Raw genomic sequence first — 24,453 nt, 5'->3', positions numbered from 1 at the left:
CTCAATGCAGCGGGAAGCCCAGCGCCGAGACGAATTTCAGCCAGGGCAACCGCCAGCCGCCCTTCTGGTCCGCCGTGTCCAGCGCGTTCATGGTGATCTGCGCGCCGAGCCAGCGAAACGGTTCCGGCGGCACGATGGACGGGAGTTGCGTGGCGAATTCCAGGCGGCTCTCCGGCAGCGTCGAGCCGTTCAGGATATCGAGCGCGACGCGCGCGCCGAAGCGCGAGGCCGTGACGCCGAAGCCGGAATAGCCGCCGGCATAGACGACCTTACCGCCATGGTAACGCTGGAAATGCACGGCCATGCGCGTCGAAAGGTCGATCGCCCCGCTCCAGGCATGGCTGAAGGCAAGGCCTTCGAGCTGCGGGAACGTGTCGAAGAAGGCCTCGGCGAGCGGAGCATAGGTGGCGTGCTCGCGGTCGACATCCGGCGACGTGTCGCCATTGAAGGCATAGGCGAGGCGCCCGCCGAAGATGATGCGGTTGTCTTTCGTCAGGCGCATGTAGTTCATCTGCGTGCGCATGTCGTAGATGCCCTGCCGGTTGCCCCAGCCGATGGCGGCCATTTGCGCGTCGGAGAGCGGTTCCGTCGCCAGCACCCGGTCGCGAATCGGCACGATGCGGCGCTTGATATGCCGGTGCCCGGCCATGAAGGCATTGGTGGCGAGCAGCACCCGGTCGGCGACGACGGAGCCGTGCGGCGTCGTCACGCGCATCTTGCCCGCCGTCTCCTCCAGGCTCAGCAGCGGGGTGGTCTCGTAGATTTCGACGCCGAGTGTCAGCGCGAGGCGTTTCAGGCCCCAGGCGAGCAGGGCGGGATGCACGGTGCCCGCGACGTCCTTCGTCCAGACGCCGGCCTTGTAGCGCGGCGAGCGGATGTGCCCGGCAAGCGCGTCACGGTCGAGAAAGACGGCGTTGTGGCCGTATTTGAGGTGCAGGTCGTGCTCCTCGCGCAGGCTGTCGATCTGGCTGTCCTCGATGGCGACGTTGAGCTCGCCGCCCCATTCGGCGTGGCAGTCGATGCCGTTCTCGGCGATCACCTGCATGAAGCCGCGCATGTTCTCCTGGCCGAGCACTTCCAGCGCGGCGATATCCTTCGGGAAGATGCGGGCGGCATTGGAGAGCCCGTGCATGACCGAGGTGGAGGCAACCCCGCCGTTCCGGCCGGAGGCGCCGCTGGCCGCGCTCGACTTCTCGATCAGGATGACCGCGCAGTCGGGCTTTGCCTGCCGCGCCTGGATGGCGGCCCACAGGCCGGTGAAGCCGCCCCCGACCACCAGCAGGTCGGCCTTGCGCGGGGCGGTGAGGGGAGGCAGCGTTTCCGGCCGGTCGGGTCGATCCGGCCAGAAAGGTTCCATTTTCACGTCGGCAAGCGCTTTCGATACCATGGTCCGCATGTCCTCCCCTCCGCCTGCCGTTACTTCGCCGTCTGGAGGACGTAGATTTTGCGCATGGTTTCCAGCACTTCGAAGCGCACTTCGGTGGCCGGCGGCAGGATATAGCTTTCGCCGGGGCCGAAGGTCTCGACGGAGCCGTCCGGATTGGTCAGAGCGACCTTGCCGGAGACGATGACGGCATATTCGGTGCCGTTGGGATAGACGAGCATCTCGGCATAGGGCGTCGCCTGCCAGGTGCCGATGACGAGCGAGCCGTCGGCGCTTTCGAAATGCACGTCGCCCATCTCCTCGGCAAAGCCGGAGAGGATGGCTTCCGCCGGTACGACGCTGCACTTTTCGAGGGCCTTGAGGCCGACGCCGTCACGGCCGAGTTTGATGACTTTCGACATGGTGGATCCTAACCTTCGTTTCGAGCGGTTGACCTGCCTGTGCAGGGCTTGCCCGTATTTGGCGCGTGGGCCGAAACCGCGGAATACGCCAAAAGGTCAGGTGCGCCCGGCCGGCCGGCGGGGCGTAAACACAGAGCCGGGGCCGGAACATTCGCGCTCCGACCCCGGCTCCGGGAGAAATTTTCTGAACTGTCGTGCCGCGCCGTCGGGCGCTTTCCTTGCAAGAACTGTCGAACGCCGATTGTATACCGCGACGCGCGAAAAATCGTATTTTTAGCCCGCATTATCAACGTGGCAACACCGGATTGGTGGATATCCGGGATATCAACCTACGGCAAATTCGACGTTCATGCCTATCATACATATATTCATGATCATTGTACATGGCCGTTTTGCCGGGATTGTCGACATTCCTGATCGGAAAGTGTTGATGATGGATTTTTTGCATTGTACACAATCATTGCGGTCTGATGGATCGCGATGGGGTGGCGGCTGCTGGAGGGCGGTTCGCCTTCCGCATCCAACAACACCCATGGGAGGGGAGTATGAAGCAGGCACTTCTTTCGATCTGCGCGGCCGCGCTCGGGCTGACGCTGGCCGGCCAGGCCTCGGCCGCCGGCACGCTGGAAACCGTCAAGGCGCGCGGCAAGCTCATCTGCGGCGTCTCGCTGACGGTGCCGGGTTTCGCGGCGCCTGACGACAAGGGCCGCATGCAGGGCTTCGACGTCGATATCTGCCGCTCGATCGCCGCAGCGGTCTTCGGCGACGGCGAGAAGGTCGATTTCGTCCCGACCAACATCAATACGCGCTTCCAGGCGCTGCAGTCCGGCGAGATCGACGTGCTGTCGCGCCAGACCACGCACACCTTCTCGCGCGACGCCTCGCTCGGCCTCGATTTCGGCCCGACGGTCTTCTATGACGGCCAGGGCCTGATGGTGGCGAAGTCGCTGGGCGTCACCAGCGCCAAGGAGCTGACGGAAGCGGCGATCTGCACCCTGCCGGGCACCACGACCGCGCAGAACATTTCCGACTTCTTCACGGCCATCAAGGGCAAGTTCGAGCTCGTCGTCTTCGAAAGCCCGGACGAGAACCGCGCGGCCTTCTATTCCGGCCGCTGCGAGGCGATCACCTCGGACCGCTCGGACCTCGCCTCGATCCGCGCCGTCGCCAACAATCCGGACGACTACATCGTCCTGCCGGAGACGATCTCCAAGGAGCCGCTCGCGCCGGCCTTCCGCCAGAACGATTCCAACTGGGGCGACATCGTTTCCTGGTCGGTCTGGCTGCTGATGGCGGCGGAAGAAAAGGGCATCACCCAGGCGAATGTCGACGAGAAGCTGAAGAGCGAGGATCCGGACGTGCAGCGCATGCTGGGCGCCACGGAAGAGCTCGGCAAGATGCTCGGCCTCGATAACAAGTGGGGCTACAACGTCATCAAGAGCGTCGGCAATTATGGCGAAATCTTCGAGCGCAATGTGGGCGAGGGCACCAAGCTCGGCCTGACGCGCGGCCCGAACGCGCTGTGGAATGCCGGCGGCCTCATCTACTCGCCGCCGATCCGCTGATCGCCTGACGATCCCCAAGGGCGCGCGCATGTTGGTGCGCGCGCCTTTTCTTTCCCAATCCGGCGGCGAGGTTTCATGGCTTTCCTGCATGACATGCGCTTTCGCGCCTATTTCTATCAGGTCGTCGCGATCGGCTTCGTGGTCCTCGTCGGCTGGACGATGTTTTCCACGGCGAGCGGCAATCTTGCCAAGCAGAACATCGCGACCGGCTTCGACTTCCTGACGCGCCCTGCCGGCTTCGTCATCACCGAGGCGGCCATCGCCTTCGAGCCGACAGATACGGTCGGCCGGGCGATCCTCGTCGGCATCGCCAATACGGTGAAGGTCTCGCTGCTCGCGGCCTTCTTCGGCACGCTGCTCGGCCTTGCAGTTGGCATTGCGCGCCTCTCGCACAATCCGCTGCTGGCGCGCCTTGCGCTCGTCTATGTCGAGCTGCTGCGCAACGTGCCGCTGCTGCTCTATCTCTTCCTCTGGTACTCGCTGATCATCCTCATCCTGCCGCCGGTCAAGCAGGCGCTGAACTTGCTGCCGGGAGTCTATCTTTCCAACAGCGGCCTCGTCGTGCCGGCCGCCTTCGTGGAAAGCGGCGGCTATGCGCTGCTCGCCGCCCTCGTCGGCGGCGCGGCGGCCGCCCTCTTCATCCGTACGACGGCGACGCGCCGGCGCATCGCGACCGGCCAGTCCAACCGTGGCGGCCTCCTCGCCATCGCTGCCCTGCTCGCGCCCGTCCTCCTGCTCTGGCTTGCGAACGGTTTCGCGGTGAACTGGGATTTTCCGACCGCCGGCAAGTTCCGCCTGACGGGCGGGCTGCATGTGCGGCCGGAATTCGTCGCACTGCTTTTCGGCCTTGCGCTCAGCGTCTCGGCGAATGTCGCGGAAATCGTGCGTGCCGGCATCCAAGCCGTCGACAAGGGGCAATGGGAGGCGTCCGCCGCGCTCGGGCTGCCGCGCGGGAAAACCATGCGGCTCGTCGTGCTGCCGCAGGCCTTGCGCATCATCATCCCGCCGCTCACCAACACCTATCTCACCGTCTTCAAGAACAGTTCGCTGGCCATCGCCATCGGCTATCCGGATCTCGTCACCGTTTCCAACATCGTGATGAACCAGACCGGACAGGCGATGGAGACGATCGCGATCTTCATGGGCGTCTATCTCGCGCTGTCGATCGCCATCTCGCTGCTGATGAACTGGTACAATGCGCATGTCGCGCTGAAGGAGCGCTGATATGACCGACGTCCCGGCTCTCGTCCTCGCCCCGCCGCAGCCCGCGCCCGCCGCCGCGCGCATGGGAAGGTTCTCGGCCTATTTCGGCTCGCCCGGCAACACGCTGATCAGCGTTCTCTCCATCGCCGCCATCCTCTTCATCGCCAAGCTCGCCTTCGGCTGGCTGGTGGTCGATGCGGTGTTTTCCGGCGACGGCGCGGTGTGCAAGGCGGCGAGCGGCGCCTGCTGGCCCTTCGTGGCGCAGAAGCTGCGCTACATGCTGTTCGGTTTCTACCCCTATGAAGAACAATGGCGGCCGATGCTGGCGCTTCTGCTGCTCTTCGCCGCTTTCCTCGTCTCCATGATGCCGCGCTTCTGGAGCCGGAGCCTGCTGATTGCCTGGATCGTCGTCATCCTGCCGGTGCTTTACATCCTCATGGCCGGGGGCGTCCTCAGCCTGACGCCGGTGCCGACGACGAGCTGGGGCGGCCTGCCGCTGTCCTTCACGCTCTCCTTCGTCGGGTTGACGCTCGCCATGCCGCTCGGCATCGTGCTGGCGCTGGCCCGCGCCTCCAACCTGCCGGCGATCCGCGTGCTCGCCGTCGGCTTCATCGAGATCGTGCGCGGCGTGCCGCTGATCAGCATCCTCTTCATGGCGACGGTCATGCTGCCGCTGTTCATGCCCGAGGGCGTGACGATCGACAAGCTGCTGCGCGCGCAGGTGGCGATCATCCTCTTCGCCTCCGCCTATATCGCCGAGATCGTGCGCGGGGGCCTGCAGGACGTGCCGGCCGGGCAATACGAGGCGGGCAAGTCGCTCGGCCTGCATTACTGGCAGGTCATGCGCAAGATCGTGCTGCCGCAGGCGCTGAAGAAGGTCATTCCGCCGATGGTCGGCCTCTTCATCGGCTTCTTCCAGGATACGACGCTCGTCACCATCGTCGGCCTCGTCGATTTCCTCGATACGGTGCGCTCGGCGATCCGCGATCCGGAATGGCAGGGCATCGCGGTGCTGGAAGGCTATCTCGTCGCCGCCGCCGTCTACTTCACCTTCAGCGCCCTGTTGGGCGCCTATAGCCGCTTCCTCGAAAAGCATTTCAGGACGACCCATGCCTGACATCATCGTCATCCGCAACGCCCGCACCGTCGTCGCCTACAATGCCGCGACCGGCGGCCATGCCTATCTGGAAGATGCCGACGTCGCCTTTGACGCGACGGGTTTCCTGCATGTCGGCGGCCGCTACGAGGGGCCGTTCGCCGACGAAATTTCCGGCCGCGACCGCATGGTCCTGCCGGGCTTCGTCAACGTGCATTGCCATTCCGGCGAGGAGCCGGTCTCCAAGAGCCTCTTCGAGGACCAGGGCACCGCCGCCCTCTGGGGGCAGGCGATGTACGAATATTCGACGCTGATCGAGATCGGCGACGATGCGGTGAAGGCGGCACTGACCGTCATGCTCGGCGACCTCCTGCGCAGCGGCGTCACCACCTTCGTCGATATCGCCGGCCCGCACGACTGCTGGCTTCCGACGCTTGCCGAAAGCGGCGCCCGCGCCTATGTCGCCCCCGGCTTTCGCGAGGCGCAATGGCATGTGGAAGACAGCCGCCGCCTCGATTTCCGCTGGAATGCCGCGCGTGGCCGCGAGGCCTTCGCGCGGGCGCTGGAAACCGTCGATGCGGCCGAGGCCCACCCTTGCAGCCGCCTCGGCGGCATCGTCGCGCCGGCGCAGGTCGAGACCTGCTCGCCCGAATTGCTGCAGGAAGCGGCGGAGGCGGCGCGCAGCCGCAAGGTGCCGATCACCATCCATGCCGCGCAGACCATGGCCGAGCACGAGGAGCTGCTGCGCCGCCATGGCCTCACCGCCGTGCAGTACCTGGAAAAACTCGGTGTCCTCGGCCCAGACCTTATCCTCGGCCATTGCATTTTCATCGACAGCCATGGCTGGACGCGCCAGCGCACGGCGGACGATCTCGGCCGTCTTGCGGCAAGCGGAACCAGCGTCGCCCATTGCCCCGTCACCTTCGCGCGCAGCGGCATGGTGCTGCAATCGGTCGGCCGCTACCGCAGAAGCGGCGTCAATGTGGCGCTCGGCACGGACAGCTATCCCTTCAACATGCTGGAGGAGATGCGCACGGCGCTGATCAACGCCCGCATCGCCGGTGGTACGGTGTTCGACGTCTCGACCGCCGATATTTTCGACGTGGCTACGCTGGCCGGCGCGAAGGCGCTCGGCCGCAGCGATATCGGCCGCATCGCGAGGGGCGCCAAGGCGGATTTCTCGCTGGTCGACCTGAAGCATTCCGGCATGCAGCCGGTCTACGATCCGCTGCGCAATCTCCTGCACTGCGCCGCCGAGCGGGCGGTGGCCGCCGTCTATGTCGACGGGGCCTGTGTCATGGAGAACGATCGCCCGACGCGCGTCGACTACGACGGCGCGCTGGCGGAATTGCAGGCGGTGCAGGATTTCGCGGTGCGGCGCCTGCAGGCCAACGATCCGCGCGGGCGGGCGGCATCAGCGCTGGCGCCGCTGTCCCTGCCGGTGCTGCCGCATCCGTGATGCTGCGGATCGCCAAGGCGTGAGGGAAGCCCTATGATGCTCTTCCCGTTCCTTGACCCGGCCCTACCGCGCATGCCTCGACGCCTGACCTTTCTCCGCTCCTCGGCCGCCCTTGCCGGCGGCTGGCTGCTGCTGCTCGCCGCCTTCGGCCTCTATTCGGCGACAAGCCACCGGCAGGCGCTGGAGCAGGAGGTCTCCGAAAGCGGCCGCGCGCTGCAACGGGCGATCTCGCAGCGTGTCGCCCAGCACGATGCGCACCTGACGAGCCTCAGCGCGCTCGGCCTCGCGCAGGCGCAGCCCTCTGAGGATTTCGATCTCGTCGCCAGGTCGATCCTGCGCTTCTATCCGCGCATCGTCGCCATCGACCTCATCGGCGTGCCGGCCGGTGAGGGGGCGCGCGTGGTGAGCACGGCGAAATCCACCGACGGATCGACGGCCGATCCCGCTGAGGTCTTCAAGGCGGTGGAAATGCTCACAGCCGGCAAGGCGGCCTACGGCCCGGATGCCAAGCCCGGGCACTACCGCCTGATGAAGCGCATGAACGACACGATGGCGGTCAGCCTGGACATCGACGGGGCAAGGCTCGTCGAGGGCGAGGAACTGCCGCGCTGGGCCGCGCTGAAACTTTCGACCGCGGCAGGGCCGTTGCTGGAGGCGGGGGCAGGGCAGCCAGCCGCCTCGTCCCTGCTCGCCCGGACCATCGTCTTCGATGCGCCCATCGCCAGCGCCACGCAGCCGCTGCGGCTCTCGCTGCAACGGCATGTCACGCTGGCGCAGCTCCTGCCGCCGGGGCCTTTCGCCTTGTTCGCCGGCCTCTCGCTCGCCGGGCTGGTGCTGGTGCGCTCGCTGCTGCGCCACCGGCAGGAAGCGGCGGTCGCGCGCGAGGCGGTGCAGGCGGCGGCACGGCGCGAGGCGCTGCGGCAGCATGAGACGAAGCTTGCCCACGCGCTGCGCATCAACAGCATGGGCGAGATGGCCTCCGGCATTGCCCACGAGCTCACCCAGCCGCTGACGGCGCTGCTCAGCCAGAGCCAGGCCGGCCGGCGCATCGCGGCGGCGAACGACCTCGCGGATACACCGATCGACACGGTGCTCGCCGCCAATGTGCAGCAGGCCAAGCGCGCCGCCGATATCCTCGTGCGCCTGCGCGCCTATGTCGGCAAGAGCGCGCCGGAAGCGGGCGTGCACGATCTCGGCCGCCACGTCGCGGATATCGTCGCCCTGTCGCGCATCGATCTCGACCGGCGCGGCATCGTGCTCGACATCGACGTTCCGGATACGCCCGCGATCGCGCGGATCGACCCGGTGGAGATCGAGCAGGTCATCCACAATCTCATCCGCAATGCGGCCGATGCGGTGGAGCAGGCGGGCAGGGCCGATGGCCGGGTGCTGGTCGCGCTGAAGCCCGAGGGGGCGAGCTACGCGATTGCCGTCTCCGACAACGGCGCCGGCATCCCACCCGATATCCTGCCGCGCCTCTTCGAGCCGTTCTTTTCCAGCAAGCCCGATGGCATGGGCCTCGGGCTCAGCCTTTGCGAAAGCATCGTCGAGCGCTTCGACGGCGAGATCTCGGCGAAGAACCGGGCAGAGGGTGGCGCGGTCTTCACCGTGCGGCTGCCGGCGGCGCGCGACGCCCACGAACGAGAGGAAGCAGCGGAATGACGATGGCGCCGGTCTATCTGGTCGACGACGACGAGGGGGTGCGCAGCGCCCTGTCGCTGCTGCTCGGCACCTATGGCATCCGCATCGAGACCTTCGGCGATCCGACCGCATTCCTCGCCCGCGCGCCGAAGCTGAAGCCGGGCGTGCTGCTGCTCGACCTGCGCATGCCGGCGATCACCGGCCTGCAACTGCATGAGAAGCTCGTCGCCATCGGCTGCGACTGGCCCACCATCATCTGTACCGGCCATGGCGATGTGCACGCCTGCCGGCGTGCCTTCAAGGCCGGCGTCGTCGATTTCCTGACCAAGCCCATCGACGAGCAGGTGCTGGTCGAGGCGCTGCAGCAGGCCTCCGGCGCGCTCGATGTGCATGCGGAGAAGGCGGAGGCGGTAAAGCTCGTGGCACAGCTCACCGACCGCGAGCGCGAGGTGCTTGATATGGTGGGGCGCGGCTGGTCGACGCGCGAGATCGCGGAAAGCCTGCAATTGTCGCCCCGCACGGTCGATACGCACCGGGCGAATATCGCGCAGAAACTCGGCACGACCTCCGTCGCCGAGTTCGCGCGCCTCGCGCTCATCGGGCAGGCTTCGTAAAGACCCATTTGCCGACGGCCTGCTCCCGGCACCGATGCCGGGGTTTTTCCGTTTTGCGGATCGGCTTAGACTGCTCCCATGCGCTCAACGATTCCCGCTCTCGCCGCCTGTCTGGTTCTCGCCGCAACGTTGCCATCGCTGGCAGGGGATGCCGCCTATGTCGCCTGCGACAACGGCCTGCGCTGCGTGAAGGCGCCGTGCCCGTCCTCCACGGTTCGCGACCTTGCCACCGGCAAGGCGTGGCGGAGCGTTTCGCCCGATATCAGCCGGCTTTCGGAGGCGGACCGGCAGCGCATCCAGGAGACGGATGCGCTTTACTACGGCCGTCTCGTCGTTCGCGGGCATGTCGAAAGGCAGGCCAAGGGGCCTCCCATCCTTGTCGTCACCGGCATACTGCGCGAGGCGAAGGCCGCCGAACGACGTGAGTGCCCGAAAGGCTAGTCGCGGTCTGGCGCGCCGAGCGGGAAGAACTTCCGGAAGGGCCGGGCCTCGTCGACTGCGCGGGCGAAGGACGGGCGGGCGAGCAGGCGGCGGCGATAGGCATGCACATGCTTGAAGGCCGGGTCGATGGCGTGCGTCCAGTCGGCATAGAAGAGGAACGGGCCGGCGCCGCAATCGGCAAGTGTGAAGGCGTCGCCCGACGCCCAGAGGCGGCCTTCCATATGCTGCTCGAGCCAGGCATAGGCACGCTCCAGCATGCTCCGGGCCTCTTTCTCGCCGTAGGGATCACGGTCGGCTTCCGACCGGATGGCGTTGAAGACGATCTTCTGCTGCGGCGTCGAGATGTAGTTGTCGAAGAAGCGGTCGAGCATGCGCACCTCGATCGCCATCTGCGGGTCGTCCGGGATGAGCTTGACCGGGCCGGGATAGTGAAGCCCGAGATATTCGACGATGATCGATGCCTCCATCACCGTGCGGTCCCCATCGACGAGGATCGGGAAGCGCTTGATCGGCCAGCGCGCCTCGAAGTCGGCCAGCGTCTCGGGATCGTTGTGGTCGAGCAGGCGGTATTCGAAATCGATGTGGTTTTCGTAAAGCGCCGTCAGCGCCTTCTGGCAGTAGCTCGAAAAGGGATGGGCATAGAGAACCGGCTTCATGGCGACCTCCGCGTTTGTTGACCGATGGTCGCAAATCTGATTGCAAAATGCAATCGGATTTTGTGCCGACGCGCCGAGACGCGCCGCTAACCGGCTCTGCCGAGGAAGGCCCGGTGGAGGCCCTCGTTGTGCTGGCGGGAAAGCTGGGCCTGGGCGAGAGGGATGGCCAGGACCAGGAAGACCAGGGCCGCGACGAACAGCGTGCCCGGATGAAAGAACCTCGATTTCACGCATCACCTCATGTTCCGCGGCCGATCATGCGCCGCGAACCTGAAGCCGCGCTGAATGCCGGCGCCGGGATGCGTTCAGGCGGCTGTCAGCTTGCCCCGGCAGGGACGGCGCAAGGGCGATGCGGCTATGCGGCATCGCCGGACATGCCTGAAAGGACAATCCATGCGCGAAGGAACCGGCCGTATCGCCCTGTGGCGGCCCGAACTCGGCAGCGTCACCGTCAGCACGCTGACGGCGCTGTACCTGCTCGCCCTCACCAACGGGAGCTTTTGGTCGAAGGGCTGGCACTATCTGGAGGGCAGGCCGACCACCTTCGCCTCCATCGCCCTCGGCATCGCCTGCCTCTACATCGCGCTCTGCGTCGCCGTTTCGCTGAAATATGTGATGAAGCCGGTCTTCATCCTGCTCATCCTCGCGAGCGCGGCCGGCGCCTGGTTCATGGACCGGTTCGGCGTCGTCATCGACATCGAGATGATCCGCAATGCCGCGGAGACGAACAGCGCCGAGGCCGGTCACCTGGTCACGGCCGGCTTCATCCTGCATATGCTTTTCTATGGCGTGCTGTCTTGCCTGCTGCTGGTGTGGGTGAAGGTCCGCCACCGCCCGTTCCTCGGCAAGGTGCGCGGCAATCTCGCCGTCATCGTGCCGGCGCTCGTCATCGCGCTCGTCGCGGGCCTTTCCCATGCCCGCGTCTATGCCGCGGCCGTGCGGGAGCACCATGACTGGTTCGAGACGCTCAACCCGTTCGTGCCGCTGGTCACTGCGGTGCAGTTCGCCGCCGGCCAGTCGGTCGATGTCAACGTGGTTGCCGCGCCGCTCGGCGAGGATGCGCATGTGAGCGATGCGCCGGTCGGCCAGCGCAAGCCGCGCCTGATGATCGTCGTCGCCGGCGAGACGGCGCGCGCCGCCAATTTCTCGCTCGGCGGCTACGGGCGCGATACCAATCCGGAACTGGCGAAGGAGGACATCCTCTACTTCCCCGACACGACGAGCTGCGGCACGGCGACCGCCGTCTCGCTGCCCTGCATGTTCTCCGTCTATACTCGCTCCGAATATACGCACCGCAAGGGGCTCGCGACGCAGAGCCTGCTCTGGGTGCTCTCCCATGCCGGCATCCAGGTCGAATGGTGGGACAACAATACCGGCGACAAGGGGATCGCCAGGCTTTTGAAGGTGCATTCGCTGATTGACAGCGGCAACCCGGCCTATTGCTCGGGCGGCGAATGCCAGGACCAAGTGCTGATCGACGCGCTGGACGGCTGGATCGGCTCGGTGAACAGGGACACCGTGCTGGTGCTGCACCAGATCGGCAGCCATGGCCCGGCCTATTACCAGCGCTATCCGGAAGCGTTCCGCCGCTTCCAGCCGGAATGCCGCAGCGCCGAATTTTCCGCCTGCACCAGGGAGGAGATCGTCAACGCCTATGACAACACGATCGCCTATACGGACCATATCCTTGCGAGCGTAATCGACCGGCTACGGAAGCAGGAGGACCGCCTCGACGTCTCCATGATCTACATGTCCGACCATGGCGAATCGCTCGGCGAGCTCGGCCTCTACCTGCACGGCGCGCCCTACATGATCGCGCCGAGCCAGCAGACCCACGTGCCCTTCGTGCTGTGGCTCGGCAAGGGGGAGAAGGCGGCCTATTCGGCGACGTGCCTGGAAGGCAAGACAAGGGAGCCGCAGTCGCACGACAACCTGTTCCATACCGTGCTCGGCATGATGCGGGTGGAGACGAAGGTCCGCGCGCCGGCGCTCGACCTCGTGTCGCCCTGCCGGCTCGGCGCGTCGTCCTGAGCGGGCGGGCGGTGACAGGCGGGGCCGGCGTCCTGTATCCTCCGGATTCGGAAGGCGGCTTTCAGGCCGCCGGGATGCGGGGAAACGGCCGTTGAGGGTTCTGCTGATCGAGGACGATGCCGTTCTGGGCGAGGCGGTGCGCGATTATGTGGCCGGGCTCGGCCACGCCGTCGACTGGATGCAGACGCTGGACGACGGCCGCGGCGCGGCCGGCGCGGTCGGCTACGACCTCATCCTGCTCGACCTGCGCCTGCCCGACGGCAGCGGGCTTTCGCTGCTGACGGAGCTGCGCCGCGCCGGGGCCGTGACGCCGGTCATCATCCTGACGGCGCATGACCAGATCTCCGATCGCATCGAGGGGCTGAACAGCGGAGCGGACGACTATCTCGTCAAGCCGTTCAACCTCGGCGAGCTTGGCGCGCGCATGCTGGCGGTCGCCCGGCGCTATGCCGGCGCGGCGGCGGCGGTGCTGGAGGCCGGGCCGCTGACGATCCAGCTTGCCGACCGCCGGGTGCTGCGCGCCGGCGAGCCGGTCGACCTTTCCAGCCGCGAATGGGCGGTGCTGGCGCGGCTTGCCGCCCGTCCGGAGGCCATCGTCTCGAAGAACCAGATCGAGGAGGCGCTTTACGCCTTCGGCTCGGAGATCGAGAGCAACACGGTGGAGGTCTATGTCAGCCGGCTGCGCAAGAAGCTCGGCAAGGACTGCGTGGAGACGCTGCGCGGCATCGGCTACAGGTTGGGCAGATGAGCGGGTTCAGGAGCCTTGCCGGCCAGCTCATGCTGTGGATTACGGCGACCATCACCCTGTTGTGGCTGGTGGCGGTCGGTTTCGGCGCCTTCGTCATGCACGACGAGTTCGGCGAGATCTTCGACAGCGCCTTGCAGGAGACGGCCGAACGGCTGGTGCCGCTCGTTGCCGACGACCTCCAGCGGCGCGACGACCTCACCATGCCGCGCCGCATCGAGGCCGCCCGCGCGCCCTCCGAGGAGGAATACCTGACCTATCAGGTGCGCGATGCGGCGGGCCGGGTGCTGCTGCACTCGCACACCGCGGCGGCGGAAGCCTTTAATGCACCCTTGGACGTCGGTTTCTGGCAGGGAGAAACCGGCCGCATCTACACCGCCGCCACCCCTGACGGCACGATCTTCGTACAGGTTCAGGATTCCGCCGCGGAGCGGCGGGAGGCGATGGTGGAAGGCTCGCTCGCCTTGCTGCTGCCGGTGCTGCTGATCGTTCCCGTCACCATCGCGGCCGTGTGGTTCGTCGTGCGGCGGGTGCTTTCGCCGGTCGAAACGCTGCGCGCGGCGATCGGCGAGAAGGACGGCGGCAATCTCGCGGCCATCGCTGCGGCCGACCTGCCGCTGGAGCTGAAGCCGATCCTGCGTTCGGTCAATCTCCTGCTTGCGCGCCTGCGCGCCGTGCTCGCCGCCGAGCGGGAATTCACCGCCAACAGCGCGCACGAGCTGCGAACGCCGATCGCCGGCGTGCTGGCGCAGACCCAGCTTCTTCTGTCCGAACTGAGGGACGCGCCGACGCGCCCGCGCGCCCAGCAGATCGAGGCTTCCTTGCAGAAGCTGGCGAGGCTCACGGAAAAGCTCCTCCAGCTCGCCCGCGCGGAGGCCGGGATCGGCGTGGCGGAAACCACGTTCGACGTCGCCGATGTCGTGAGGGTAGTGGTCACGGATTTCCAGTGCGCCTCGCAGGATCCGGCGCGCATCCGCCTGCAGAGCGACCTTGCCGGGCCGGCGCTGCGCGAGGGCACGGCGGATGCCTTCGCCATCGTGCTGCGAAACCTCATCGAAAATGCGCTTTTGCACGGCCGGGCGGGCGAACCGGTCGAGATTCTTGTCAGCGAAACGGGCAATGTCCGCATCCGCAACGCCGCCGCCCGCCTGTCCGAGGCGGAGCTTGCCGCCGTGCGCAAGCGGTTCTCCCGCGGCAAGTCGCTCGCGCCGGGCTCCGGCCTCGGGCTTTCCATTGCCGAACGCCTGCTGGCGCAGATGCGGGCAAGCCTTGTCCTGACGTCGCCTATCCCGGGGCGTGTTGACGGTTTCGAGGCAGAGATCGTGTTTCCTGCTGCAGGTTGACACAGGGCGCGCCCACCGCCTGTCCCCTTTCCGAACAGTCTCGGTTTTCAGCATTCCACGCTCGGAGGGGCGGCGGGATTACCCACAATTTTTTCCATTAGCTTGTGAGAAAGGTGTGGCTTTATGCCGCATTGTGTGGTTTTCTGTGGGTATAAACAAAAAGGATGGGGAACATGGGTCGCAAACCGGAAGACTATGCGCGGCTGCTTGCCAGCACGCTTTGCAAACTGCACGCGGCGGAGTGCCGAGGGGTATCGCCGCTCGTGTCCGACGACAGCCTTCGCGTCATCACCGACACCATTGCCGCGGCGATGGACGACGCGCGGAAAATTCATATCGAACAGGAGCTTGCGGCGGTGCGTGAACGCCGTGAGCGCATTCACCTGCACTCCTGACATGGCTTGGCCGCACGGCGCGTCCGCCCCGCTTCGGGGTGGCCGTCCCGTGCTCCATGGATGACTTTCCCGGCTCGTCGCGATAGGTCGTATATGCACCTTGCGCGCGAAGACGATTCTGGGAGGGACCGACATGACGGATTGGGGCAGCACCGGCAAAGGCAAGATCGCACTGGTGACGGGCGGCGGCACGGGCATCGGGCTCGCGGTCGCGCGGGGTCTCAGCGCCGAGGGCTATACAGTCGTCATCACCGGCCGCCGGCCTGGCGTTCTGGAAAAGGCGGCCGGGGAGATTTCCGCCGGGACGGGGCATCCCGTCCGGGGAATTGCCTGCGATGTCGGCGATCCTTTGCAGGTGGCGGCGGTCTTTGCCGAGGTGAAGCAGGAATTCGGCCGGCTCGACCTGCTCGTCAACAATGCCGGCTCCAATGTCTCGCCGGCGCTCCTGGAGGACATTCCCTTCGAGGAGTGGTCGAGCATTCTCGCCGCGAACCTTACCGGCGCCTTTCTCTGCACCCAGCAGGCCTTCAGGATCATGAAGGACCAGAGCCCACGGGGCGGGCGCATCATCAACAACGGCTCGATTTCGGCGACGGCGCCGCGGCCGAACTCCGCGCCCTACACCGCAACGAAACACGCCATCACCGGCCTCACCAAATCGACCGCGCTCGACGGGCGCAAATACGACATCGCCTGCGGCCAGATCGATATCGGCAATGCCGCGACGGACATGACGGCGAGGATGAACGCCGGCGTGCTGCAGGCAAACGGCGAAATCGCCAGCGAGCCGACCATGTCGGTCAAGCACGTCGCCGATGCGGTGATCTACATGGCAAGCCTGCCGCTCGATGCCAACGTGCTGACCATGACGGTGATGGCGACGACGATGCCGTTCGTCGGGCGGGGGTAGGGCCTAGCGCCGGGGCTCGCCGCCCTCGGCATAGACCGTCTTCTGCTGGAACTTGAAGACATGGCCGCAGCGGCAGCGGATCATGTGCTTGTCCGGATATTTCGAGGGACGTTCGGTCAGGAAGCCGCGCGGCAGGGAATCCACCGTGAAGTCGGGGTTCTTGCGGGTCGGCATGTCGTCCTCGGAGACCTCGGCATAGCCGGAATTGCCGCACATGGCGCATTCGAGTTTGCGCGAGTAGCGGTCGCGGGCGGCCATGGGCGTCTCCTTCGTCGGAATCGGGTTTGCCGTTAATAGGCATGGCTCCGGCCGGTTTCAAGGATTCAGGCGGCAAGCAGGGCCTGCAGGATTGCGATGATCCGCCGATGCTGGTGGGCATGGCGGGTGCGCACGTTGACGGCGGCGTAGACGGCCTGCGCGATCGGCTCGGCCCCGGCCACCCGGCTCGCCGCGCCCGTGCGCAGCAGCCGCTTCGCATCCGCCGCCATCACGAAGGCCGCGCCGCCGAGCTTCTGCATCAGCGCAAGGATGGCGGTCGTCTCGCCGCTGGCGATCGGCGCGGTCGAGAGGGCGGGATGGGCCTGCCGGTGCAGCCGGTCGAAGGCGGGAGAATAGACGGCCTGGATATAGTCCTCCGGCTTCACGTCCTCGATGCGCGTCACCCTGCTGCTCACCATCTCGTAATGCACCTCGCCGATGCGCTCGTAATGCAGGTCCGGCAGGTAATGCGGCGTGAAGAGGATGGCGAGGTCGAGATCACCTGCGCCGAGGTCGCGGTTCATCTGGCTGGAATAGTCGACTTCCAAGTAGATGGAGGTCGCCGGCAGTTCCTTGCGCACTGCCGCCAGCCAGTCGCCGGCATAGTGGGCGGCGAGGTCGTGCTGCAGACCGATGCGCATGGAACGCTCGTAGGCGCCGGCCGTCTCCACCGCCCTCGTCGCCTCGTGCCACTGATGCTGGAGCGCCTTGGCGTGATCGAGGAAACGCAGGCCCGCGGCGGTCGGCTGGGTGCCGCCCTTGTTGCGCGCGAAGAGCTTTCGCGCGAACATCGCCTCCAGCGCGTTGATGCGGTGGGTGACCGTCGATTGCGTGATGTTCAGCCGCTCCGCCGTGCGGTTGAAATTGCGGGTTTCCATCAGGTCCAGGAATGTCTCAATCAGGACAATTTGCATGAACGCGCCGTATTTTTCCAATGTTTGACGGCAATGTAATCGAGATTTCCGATTAATAAAGCGAATTCCGCCCGCTTGCCGCAAGGCGCTTTGGTTGCCACAAATCCGGGGCAAAGAAGGGAAACGAGAATGTCCGCACTGCCAAGCCATGCCCGTGTCGTCATCATCGGCGGAGGCGCCGTGGGGGCGTCGGCGCTCTATCATCTGGCCAAGGCCGGATGGACGGATTGCGTGCTGCTCGAAAAGAACGAGCTGACGGCCGGCTCCACCTGGCACGCCGCCGGCAACGTGCCGACCTTCTCCTCCTCCTGGTCGCTCATGAACATGCAGCGCTATTCCGCCTCGCTCTACCGCGAGTTGGGCGCTCTGGTCGATTATCCCATGAACTACCACGTAACGGGCTCGATCCGCCTCGGCCACTCCAAGGAGCGGCTGCAGGAGTTCAAGCGCGTCGTCGGCATGGGCCGCTACCAGGGCATGGACCTCGACATCCTGACGCCCGACGAGATGCGCTCGAAATACCCGTTCCTCGAAACGCATGACCTCACCGGCGCGCTCTACGACCCCTATGACGGCGACATCGACCCCGCGCAGCTGACGCAGGCACTGGCGAAGGGCGCGCGCGACATGGGCGCGAAGATCTTCCGCTTCTGTCCGGCGACCGGCGCGCGGCGCGAGGGCGAGGAATGGGTGATCTCGACGCCGCAGGGCGAGATCCGCTGCGAGAAGGTCGTCAACGCTGCCGGCTACTATGCCCGCGAGGTCGGCAAGTGGTTCGGCCGCGACGTGCCGATGATGGTGATGAGCCATCAATACATGCTGTTCGAGGAAATCCCCGAGCTTGCCGCCTGGTCGAAGGAGGCCGGCCACAAGCTGCCGCTGCTGCGCGACGTCGACAGCTCCTACTATCTCCGGCAGGAGAAGACGGGCATGAATCTCGGCCCCTACGAGCGCAATTGCAAGGCGCATTGGGTGACGCCCGACGATCCGATGCCGGACGACTTTTCGTTCCAGCTCTTCCCCGACGATCTCGACCGGCTCGAATGGTATCTCAACGATGCCGTCGAGCGCGTGCCGATCCTCGGCACGGCGGGCCTGTCGCGCATGATCAACGGCCCAATCCCCTATGCGCCTGATGGTAACCCGCTGCTCGGCCCCATGCCCGGCGTGCCGAATGCCTTCGAGGCCTGCGTCTTCACCTTCGGCATCTGCCAGGCGGGCGGGGCCGGCAAGGTGCTGGCGGAATGGGTGACGGAGGGCGAGACGGAATGGGACATGTGGTCCTGCGACCCGCGCCGCTACACCGCCTTTGCCGCCGACAAGGACTATTGCGTCGCCAAGGGCATGGAAGTCTACGGCCACGAATATGCCATGCATTTCCCGAAACACGCCTGGCCGGCGGGCCGGGACCGAAAGCTTTCGCCGATCCACGACCGCATCAAGGGACTCGGCGCGCAGTTCAAGCCCTACAACGGCTGGGAGCGGGCCAACTGGTACGCCCAGCCCGGCGACGACGTTTCGGAAGAGGCGACGCAGACCTGGAACCGCGAGGGGCCGTGGCGGCCGCGCATCGAGGAAGAGTGCCGCGCCGTCACCGAGGCCGCCGGCATCCTCGACCTTCCCGGCTTCTCGCGCTTCCGCGTCAAGGGGGAGGGTGCGACGGCGTGGCTCTCCTCGCTCATCACTGGCAAGGTGCCGAAACCGGGCCGCATCGGCCTTGCCTATTTTGCCGACGACAAGGGCCGCATCGTTACGGAAATGTCGGTCATGATGCTGGCGGAGGACTTCTTCTTCCTCATCACCGCCGCGACGGCGCAGTGGCACGATTTCGAATGGCTGCAGAAGCACTTGCCGGAGGGGGCCGCCTTCACGCTGGACGACGTGACGGAGAACTTCTCCTGCCAGATCCTCTCGGGCCCGAATTCCCGCGCCATCCTTGCCGAGGTCAGCGACGCCGATCTCCAGAAGGGCTGGCTCACCCATCAGGCCTGCCAGATCGCCGGCCGCTGGTGCCAGCTGGTGCGCGTCTCCTTCGCCGGCGAGCTCGGCTGGGAAATCCACAGCAAGGTGGAGGATACGGCCGTCATCTTCGACGCCGTCTGGGAAGCCGGGCAGAAACATGGCCTGAAACCCTTCGGCATGGAAGCGCTCGACAGCCTGCGCATCGAGAAGGGGTATCGCGCCTGGAAGGGCGATCTTTCGACCGACTACACCATCCTGCAAGGTGGCCTCGACCGCTTCGTCGACTGGGCGAAGCCCGATTTCAAGGGCAAGGCGGCGCTGGAGCGGGAGAAGCAGCAGGGCGTGACCAAGCGCTTCGTGCTGCTGACCGTGGAGGCCGGCGATTGCGACGCGCCCTACATGTCGACGCTCTGGCATGGCGGCAAGGTGGTGGGCGAGACGACCTCCGGCAACTGGGGCTACCGCACCGGCAAGTCCATTGCGCTCGGCATGCTGCGCGCCGACCTCGCGGTGGCAGGCACCGAGATCGAGGTGGAAATCTACGGCGACCGCTTCAAGGCGACCGTCCAGCCGGACGGCCCGCTCTTCGACCCCAACAATGAAAGACTGCGCGCATGACCAAGCCCATTCCCTCCAAGGCGAGAGCCGTCATCATCGGCGGCGGCGTGTCCGGTTGCTCGGTCGCGTATCATCTGGCAAAACTCGGCTGGACGGATGTGGTGCTGCTGGAGCGCAAGCAGCTGACCTGCGGCACCACATGGCACGCCGCCGGCCTCATCGGCCAGCTGCGCGCCTCGCAGAACATGACGCGCCTCGCCAAATATTCCGCCGACCTCTACGTCAAGCTCGAGGCCGAGACGGGCATCGGCACCGGCATGCGCCAGTGCGGCTCGATGACCGTGGCGCTGACCGAGGAGCGCAAGGAGGAGATCTACCGTCAGGCCTCGCTCGCCCGCGCCTTCGACATCGATGTGCGCGAGATCACCGTCGACGAGGTGAAGGCGCTCTATCCGCACCTCAACACGGCGGATGTGAAGGCTGCCGTGCACCTGCCGCTCGACGGCCAGTGCGATCCGGCCAATATCGCCATGGCGCTCGCCAAGGGCGCGCGGCAGAACGGCGCGACGGTCATTGAGGGCGTCAAGGTGACGTCGGTGCTGACGAAGGACGGCCGCGTGACGGGCGTTGCCTGCGAGCAGAACGGCGAGAGCTTCACCATAGAGACGGAGAATGTCGTTAATGCCGCCGGCATGTGGGGGCGCACGCTCGCAGACATGTCGGGCGTCACGCTGCCGCTCCATGCCTGCGAGCATTTCTACATCGTCACCGAGCCGATCCCGAACCTTCAGCGCCTGCCGGTGCTGCGCGTGCCGGACGAATGCACCTATTACAAGGAGGATGCCGGCAAGATGCTGATCGGCGCCTTCGAGCTGAAGGCCAAGCCCTGGGGCATGGACGGCATTTCGGAAGATTTCTGCTTCGACCAGCTGCCGGAGGATTTCGATCACTTCCAGCCGATCCTCGAAAACGCCATCAATCGCATGCCGATGCTGGAAACGGCCGGCATCCACACCTTCTTCAATGGCCCGGAGAGTTTTACGCCCGACGACCGCTACTATCTCGGCGAAGCGCCGGAACTGAAGGGCTACTGGGTCGCCGCCGGCTACAATTCCATCGGCATCGTCTCCTCCGGCGGTGCGGGCATGGCGCTCGCCCAATGGATGAACGACGGCGAGCCGCCCTTCGACCTCTGGGAGGTGGATATCCGCCGCGCCCAGCCGTTCCAGAAGAACCGCGCCTATCTGAAGGATCGCGTCTCTGAAACGCTCGGCCTGCTCTATGCCGACCATTTCCCCTATCGCCAGATGGCGACGGCGCGGGGCGTGCGCCGCTCGCCGCTGCACGAGCACCTGAAGGCGCGCGGCGCGGTGTTCGGTGAAGTGGCGGGCTGGGAGCGCGCCAACTGGTTTTCCAAGGAAGGACAGGAGCGGGAATACCGCTATTCGTGGAAGCGCCAGAACTGGTTCGAGAACCAGAAGGAAGAGCACCTTGCCGTCCGAAACGGCGTCGGCCTTTTCGACATGACCTCCTTCGGCAAGATCCGCGTGGAGGGCCGCGATGCGCTCGCCTTCCTGCAAAGGCTCTGCGCCAACCAGATGGACGTCGGGCCCGGCAGGATCGTCTATACCCAGATGCTCAACGTCCGCGGCGGCATCGAGAGCGACCTGACGGTGACGCGCCTTTCGGAAAACGCCTTCTTCCTCGTCGTGCCCGGCGCGACGCTGCAGCGCGACCTCGCCTGGCTGCGCAAGCATCTCACGGACGAGTTCGTCGTCATCACCGATGTCACGGCAGCCGAAAGCGTGCTCTGCGTCATGGGACCGAAGGCGCGCGACCTCATGCAGAAGGTCAGCCCCAATGACTTCTCCAACGCGCACCACCCGTTCGCGACGGCGCGGGAGATCGAGATCGGCATGGGCCTCGCCCGCGCCCACCGCGTTACCTATGTCGGCGAGCTCGGCTGGGAGCTCTACGTCTCCACCGACCAGACCGCCCATGTCTTCGAGGCGCTGGAGGAAGCCGGGGCGGATGTCGGCCTGAAGCTCTGCGGCCTGCACACGCTGGACAGTTGCCGCATCGAAAAGGCCTTCCGCCATTTCGGCCATGACATTACCGACGAGGACCATGTGCTGGAAGCCGGCCTCGGCTTTGCCGTGCGCACCAAGAAGGGCGATTTCATCGGCCGCGATGCCGTCCTGCGCAGGCAGGAGGAGGGCCTGAAGCGCCGCATGGTGCAGTTCAGGCTTTCCGATCCCGAGCCGCTGCTCTTCCACAACGAGGCGCTGGTGCGCGACGGCAGGATCGTCTCGACCATCACCTCCGGCAATTTCGGTCACTATCTCGGCGGCGCGATCGGCATGGGCTATGTACCCTGCCAGGGCGAGAGCGAGGCGGATGTGCTGGCCTCGAATTACGAGATCGAGATTGCCGGCGTGCGGGTGAAGGCGGAAGCCTCGCTTGCGCCGCTGTACGATCCGAAGGCCGAGAGGGTACGGGCATGACCACGCTTGCCGAACGCCACCGACGTTTTCACGCTTTGCACCAGTCGGGCTGCTTCGTCATCCCGAACCCTTGGGACATGGGTTCCGCCCGCATGATGGCGGCCTCCGGCGCCGTGGCGCTCGCCACCACCTCCGCCGGCTTCGCCTTCACGCTCGGCCGGCCGGATATGGGCCGGGTGACACGGGATGAGTCTTTGAAGCACGCCGAGGATATCGTACGCGCGACCGCGCTTCCCGTTTCCGGCGATTTCGAGAACGGTTTTGCCGATGCGCCCGACGATGTCGCCGAGACGATCCGGCTTGCCGCTGAAGTGGGTCTGTCCGGCTGCTCGATCGAAGACACGCAGATGGTCGACGGCAACCCGGCCTATGGTTTCGACCTCGCCGTCGAGCGTATCCGCGCGGCCGCCGACGCTGCCCGCTCGCTCGGTCGCCCTTTCATCCTCTGTGCCCGCGCCGACGGCGTGATGAACGGTGTCTACGACCTCGACGAGGCCATCCGGCGCATCCAGGCCTTCGAGAAGGCCGGCGCGGACCTCGTCTATGTGCCGGTGCCGCCGGGCGAGGCGGAGCTGCGACGCGTCGTGCAGTCAGTCGCAAAGCCCGTCAATGCGCTCGCCGCCGGGCCGCTGCGCCAGCTCACCGTGCCGCAGTTCGCCGCCATCGGCGTGCGCCGCATCTCGCTCGGCTCGATGATCGCCCGCGTCACCCATGCGGCCATCGCCGAGCAGATGGAGGCCATCGTGAAGGATGGCAGTTTTGCCAGATTGTCCGCCGCCGCGTCGGGGGACCGGATCAACCAGATGCTTGCCGCCGGGGCGGGGGAGACGGATCATGAGTGAACAGGCAGTCTTGTCCCGGCGGTCCGGCGGCCGTGCCGCCCGCGTCGCCATGCGCGCCGCGCCGCTGGCGGAAAACGTCCGGCCCGTGCGCCCCGGCCTGCCCGGCGGCCAGTACAAGCCCTTGAGCGAGGCGGGCGTTCGCCGCATCCACGAGGCGGCGCTGGACGCGCTGGAAAATATCGGCCTCGCCAATGCGCCGAAGTCCGGCATCGAGATCATGACCGGCGCCGGTGCGATCCTCGGTGACGACGGGCGGCTGCGTTTCCCGCGCGCGCTGGTGGAGGACATGCTGGCGCTTGCCGCGCGCGACATCACGCTCCATGGCCGCGATCCGAAATACGATCTCGAACTGTCGGGCACCCGCGTCTATTACGGCACGGCGGGCGCGGCGGTGCATATCGTTGACGTGGAGAAACGCGAATACCGCGAATCGACGGCGAAGGACCTCTTCAACGCCGCGCAGCTCGTCCATCATCTCGACAACGTGCATTTCTTCCAGCGGGCGATGGTCTGCCGCGATGTACCCGACAATTTCCTGATGGACATCAACACGCTCTACGGCTGCTGCGCCGGCACGTCGAAACATGTCGGCACCAGTTTCTCCGATCCCTCCCATGTCGCCGGCTGCTTCGACCTCATCCACATGATGGCGGGCGGCGAGGACAAGTGGCGGGCGCGGCCCTTCGTGTCGAATTCCAACTGCTTCGTCGTGCCGCCGATGAAATTCGCGGAGGAGAGCTGCATCACCATGGAGGCCTGCATCCGCGCCGGCATGCCCATCCTGCTGCTGTCGGCAGGGCAGGCCGGCGCGACGGCCCCCGCGCCGCTCGCCACCGCCATCGTCCAGGCCGTCGCCGAGTGCCTTGCAGGCGTCGTCTATGTCAACGCCATGGCGCCCGGCCACCCGGCGATCTTCGGCACCTGGCCCTTTGTCTCGGATCTTCGCACCGGCGCCATGTCCGGCGGCTCGGGCGAGCAGGCGCTGCTGACGGCCGGCTGCGCGCAGATGCACCAGTTCTATGGCCTGCCGGGCGGCGCCGCCGCCGGCATCGCGGATTCCAAGCTGCCGGACATGCAGGCCGGCTGGGAACAGGCGATCTCCAACGTCATGGCCGGCCTTTCCGGCCTCAACATGGTCTACGAGGCGGTCGGCATGCATGCCTCGCTACTCGGCTTCTGCCTGGAAAGCCTCGTGCTCGGCGACGACCTGCTCGGCCAGGTGCAACGCTGCGTGCGCGGTATCGACGTGACGGAGGATTCGGTTTCGCTGGAGACCATGCGCTCCGTCTGCCTCGACGGCCCCGGCCACTATCTCGGCGACCCGCAGACGCTCTCCCTGATGCAGACGGAATACGTCTACCCTGCCGTCGCCGACCGCACGAGCCCGAAGGAATGGGCAGAGATCGGCCGGCCGGACCTGGTGCAGAAAGCCATCGAGCGCAAGAACCGCATCCTTGCCGAAGCCGGCGGCCCGCTCTTCGATTTCGCGACGGACCAGGCGGTGCGCGAGAAGTTCAAGATCTATTTCTGA

General features: G+C 66.1%; 22 protein-coding genes. 16 read left to right on the top strand and 6 right to left on the bottom strand.

Features of this window, described 5'->3' with window-relative positions; translation table 11 throughout:
* Window position 1: 1 nt before the first annotated feature.
* Together Q9316_RS12110 and Q9316_RS12105 are read right to left on the bottom strand one after the other, a co-directional pair.
* Window positions 2-1,396: an NAD(P)/FAD-dependent oxidoreductase gene (locus Q9316_RS12110; RefSeq protein WP_306031868.1), complete on the bottom strand. Its 1,395-nt coding sequence runs from the start codon at window positions 1,394-1,396 to the stop codon at window positions 2-4.
* Window positions 1,397-1,416: 20 nt separating this feature from the next.
* Window positions 1,417-1,785, bottom strand: coding sequence for a cupin domain-containing protein (locus Q9316_RS12105; protein WP_306031867.1), 369 nt, complete (start codon window positions 1,783-1,785; stop codon window positions 1,417-1,419).
* Between the two features lie 545 nt (window positions 1,786-2,330).
* Here Q9316_RS12105 and Q9316_RS12100 point away from each other — a divergent pair.
* The 7 genes from Q9316_RS12100 (at window position 2,331) to Q9316_RS12070 (ending at window position 9,804) form a co-directional block, all read left to right on the top strand.
* Window positions 2,331-3,350 (top strand): amino acid ABC transporter substrate-binding protein, encoded by a 1,020-nt coding sequence (locus Q9316_RS12100; protein WP_306031866.1) that lies wholly within the window; start codon window positions 2,331-2,333, stop codon window positions 3,348-3,350.
* 75 nt (window positions 3,351-3,425) lie between these two features.
* The gene (locus tag Q9316_RS12095; RefSeq protein ID WP_306031865.1) at window positions 3,426-4,574 is read left to right on the top strand and encodes an amino acid ABC transporter permease; all 1,149 of its coding nucleotides are present in this window, start codon (window positions 3,426-3,428) and stop codon (window positions 4,572-4,574) included.
* 1 nt (window position 4,575) lies between these two features.
* Entirely contained in the window at window positions 4,576-5,670 is a 1,095-nt protein-coding gene (locus tag Q9316_RS12090; protein WP_306031864.1) for an amino acid ABC transporter permease, read from the top strand.
* Window positions 5,663-7,108 (top strand): amidohydrolase family protein, encoded by a 1,446-nt coding sequence (locus Q9316_RS12085; RefSeq protein WP_306031863.1) that lies wholly within the window; start codon window positions 5,663-5,665, stop codon window positions 7,106-7,108. The genes Q9316_RS12090 and Q9316_RS12085 overlap by 8 nt, the downstream gene beginning before the upstream one ends.
* Window positions 7,109-7,141: 33 nt before the next feature.
* Window positions 7,142-8,770, top strand: coding sequence for a sensor histidine kinase (locus Q9316_RS12080; RefSeq protein ID WP_306031862.1), 1,629 nt, complete (start codon window positions 7,142-7,144; stop codon window positions 8,768-8,770).
* Window positions 8,767-9,363, top strand: coding sequence for a response regulator transcription factor (locus tag Q9316_RS12075; protein WP_306031861.1), 597 nt, complete (start codon window positions 8,767-8,769; stop codon window positions 9,361-9,363). The genes Q9316_RS12080 and Q9316_RS12075 overlap by 4 nt, the downstream gene beginning before the upstream one ends.
* A gap of 78 nt (window positions 9,364-9,441) precedes the next feature.
* Entirely contained in the window at window positions 9,442-9,804 is a 363-nt protein-coding gene (locus Q9316_RS12070) for a hypothetical protein (RefSeq protein ID WP_306031860.1), read from the top strand.
* On the opposite strand, the gene Q9316_RS12065 is transcribed toward Q9316_RS12070, so the two are convergent.
* The gene (locus Q9316_RS12065; protein WP_306031859.1) at window positions 9,801-10,460 is read right to left on the bottom strand and encodes a glutathione S-transferase family protein; all 660 of its coding nucleotides are present in this window, start codon (window positions 10,458-10,460) and stop codon (window positions 9,801-9,803) included. The genes Q9316_RS12070 and Q9316_RS12065 overlap by 4 nt on opposite strands.
* An 86-nt stretch (window positions 10,461-10,546) precedes the next feature.
* Window positions 10,547-10,690, bottom strand: a complete 144-nt coding sequence (locus Q9316_RS12060; protein WP_306031858.1) for a hypothetical protein — start codon at window positions 10,688-10,690, stop codon at window positions 10,547-10,549.
* A 163-nt stretch (window positions 10,691-10,853) separates the two neighbouring features.
* Between Q9316_RS12060 and Q9316_RS12055 the strand changes: the two genes are divergently transcribed.
* The 5 genes from Q9316_RS12055 to Q9316_RS12035 all read left to right on the top strand — a co-directional run bounded on the left by Q9316_RS12055 (window position 10,854) and on the right by Q9316_RS12035 (window position 15,884).
* Complete coding sequence (locus Q9316_RS12055; protein WP_306031857.1) at window positions 10,854-12,491, top strand: phosphoethanolamine transferase; 1,638 nt, start codon at window positions 10,854-10,856, stop codon at window positions 12,489-12,491.
* 91 nt (window positions 12,492-12,582) lie between these two features.
* On the top strand, window positions 12,583-13,239 hold the full coding sequence (locus Q9316_RS12050; protein WP_306031856.1) for a response regulator transcription factor: 657 nt from the start codon (window positions 12,583-12,585) through the stop codon (window positions 13,237-13,239).
* Window positions 13,236-14,579, top strand: a complete 1,344-nt coding sequence (locus Q9316_RS12045; RefSeq protein WP_306031855.1) for a sensor histidine kinase — start codon at window positions 13,236-13,238, stop codon at window positions 14,577-14,579. Before Q9316_RS12050 ends, Q9316_RS12045 begins: the two co-directional genes overlap by 4 nt.
* Window positions 14,580-14,752: 173 nt before the next feature.
* Window positions 14,753-14,974: a hypothetical protein gene (locus tag Q9316_RS12040; RefSeq protein ID WP_306031854.1), complete on the top strand. Its 222-nt coding sequence runs from the start codon at window positions 14,753-14,755 to the stop codon at window positions 14,972-14,974.
* Between the two features lie 133 nt (window positions 14,975-15,107).
* The gene (locus Q9316_RS12035; RefSeq protein WP_306031853.1) at window positions 15,108-15,884 is read left to right on the top strand and encodes an SDR family oxidoreductase; all 777 of its coding nucleotides are present in this window, start codon (window positions 15,108-15,110) and stop codon (window positions 15,882-15,884) included.
* A 3-nt stretch (window positions 15,885-15,887) separates the two neighbouring features.
* On the opposite strand, the gene Q9316_RS12030 is transcribed toward Q9316_RS12035, so the two are convergent.
* Entirely contained in the window at window positions 15,888-16,142 is a 255-nt protein-coding gene (locus Q9316_RS12030) for a hypothetical protein (protein WP_306031852.1), read from the bottom strand.
* 65 nt (window positions 16,143-16,207) lie between these two features.
* Window positions 16,208-17,056 carry a LysR family transcriptional regulator gene (locus tag Q9316_RS12025; protein ID WP_306031851.1) on the bottom strand — a complete coding sequence of 283 codons (849 nt, stop codon included), beginning with the start codon at window positions 17,054-17,056 and terminating at the stop codon, window positions 16,208-16,210.
* 129 nt (window positions 17,057-17,185) lie between these two features.
* On the opposite strand from Q9316_RS12025, the gene Q9316_RS12020 reads away from it, so the two are divergent.
* Genes Q9316_RS12020 through Q9316_RS12005 form a run of 4 tightly spaced genes read left to right on the top strand, consistent with a single transcriptional unit; the run spans window position 17,186 to window position 24,453 of the window.
* Window positions 17,186-19,636 carry a GcvT family protein gene (locus Q9316_RS12020; protein ID WP_306031850.1) on the top strand — a complete coding sequence of 817 codons (2,451 nt, stop codon included), beginning with the start codon at window positions 17,186-17,188 and terminating at the stop codon, window positions 19,634-19,636.
* Window positions 19,633-22,080 carry a GcvT family protein gene (locus Q9316_RS12015; RefSeq protein ID WP_306031849.1) on the top strand — a complete coding sequence of 816 codons (2,448 nt, stop codon included), beginning with the start codon at window positions 19,633-19,635 and terminating at the stop codon, window positions 22,078-22,080. Before Q9316_RS12020 ends, Q9316_RS12015 begins: the two co-directional genes overlap by 4 nt.
* Window positions 22,077-22,922 carry an isocitrate lyase/PEP mutase family protein gene (locus Q9316_RS12010; protein ID WP_306031848.1) on the top strand — a complete coding sequence of 282 codons (846 nt, stop codon included), beginning with the start codon at window positions 22,077-22,079 and terminating at the stop codon, window positions 22,920-22,922. Before Q9316_RS12015 ends, Q9316_RS12010 begins: the two co-directional genes overlap by 4 nt.
* Complete coding sequence (locus Q9316_RS12005; protein ID WP_306031847.1) at window positions 22,915-24,453, top strand: trimethylamine methyltransferase family protein; 1,539 nt, start codon at window positions 22,915-22,917, stop codon at window positions 24,451-24,453. The genes Q9316_RS12010 and Q9316_RS12005 overlap by 8 nt, the downstream gene beginning before the upstream one ends.

This window comes from Shinella zoogloeoides, assembly GCF_030733845.1.
Lineage (GTDB): Bacteria > Pseudomonadota > Alphaproteobacteria > Rhizobiales > Rhizobiaceae > Shinella > Shinella zoogloeoides_C.
This window is presented reverse-complemented; position numbering and strand designations above follow the sequence as displayed.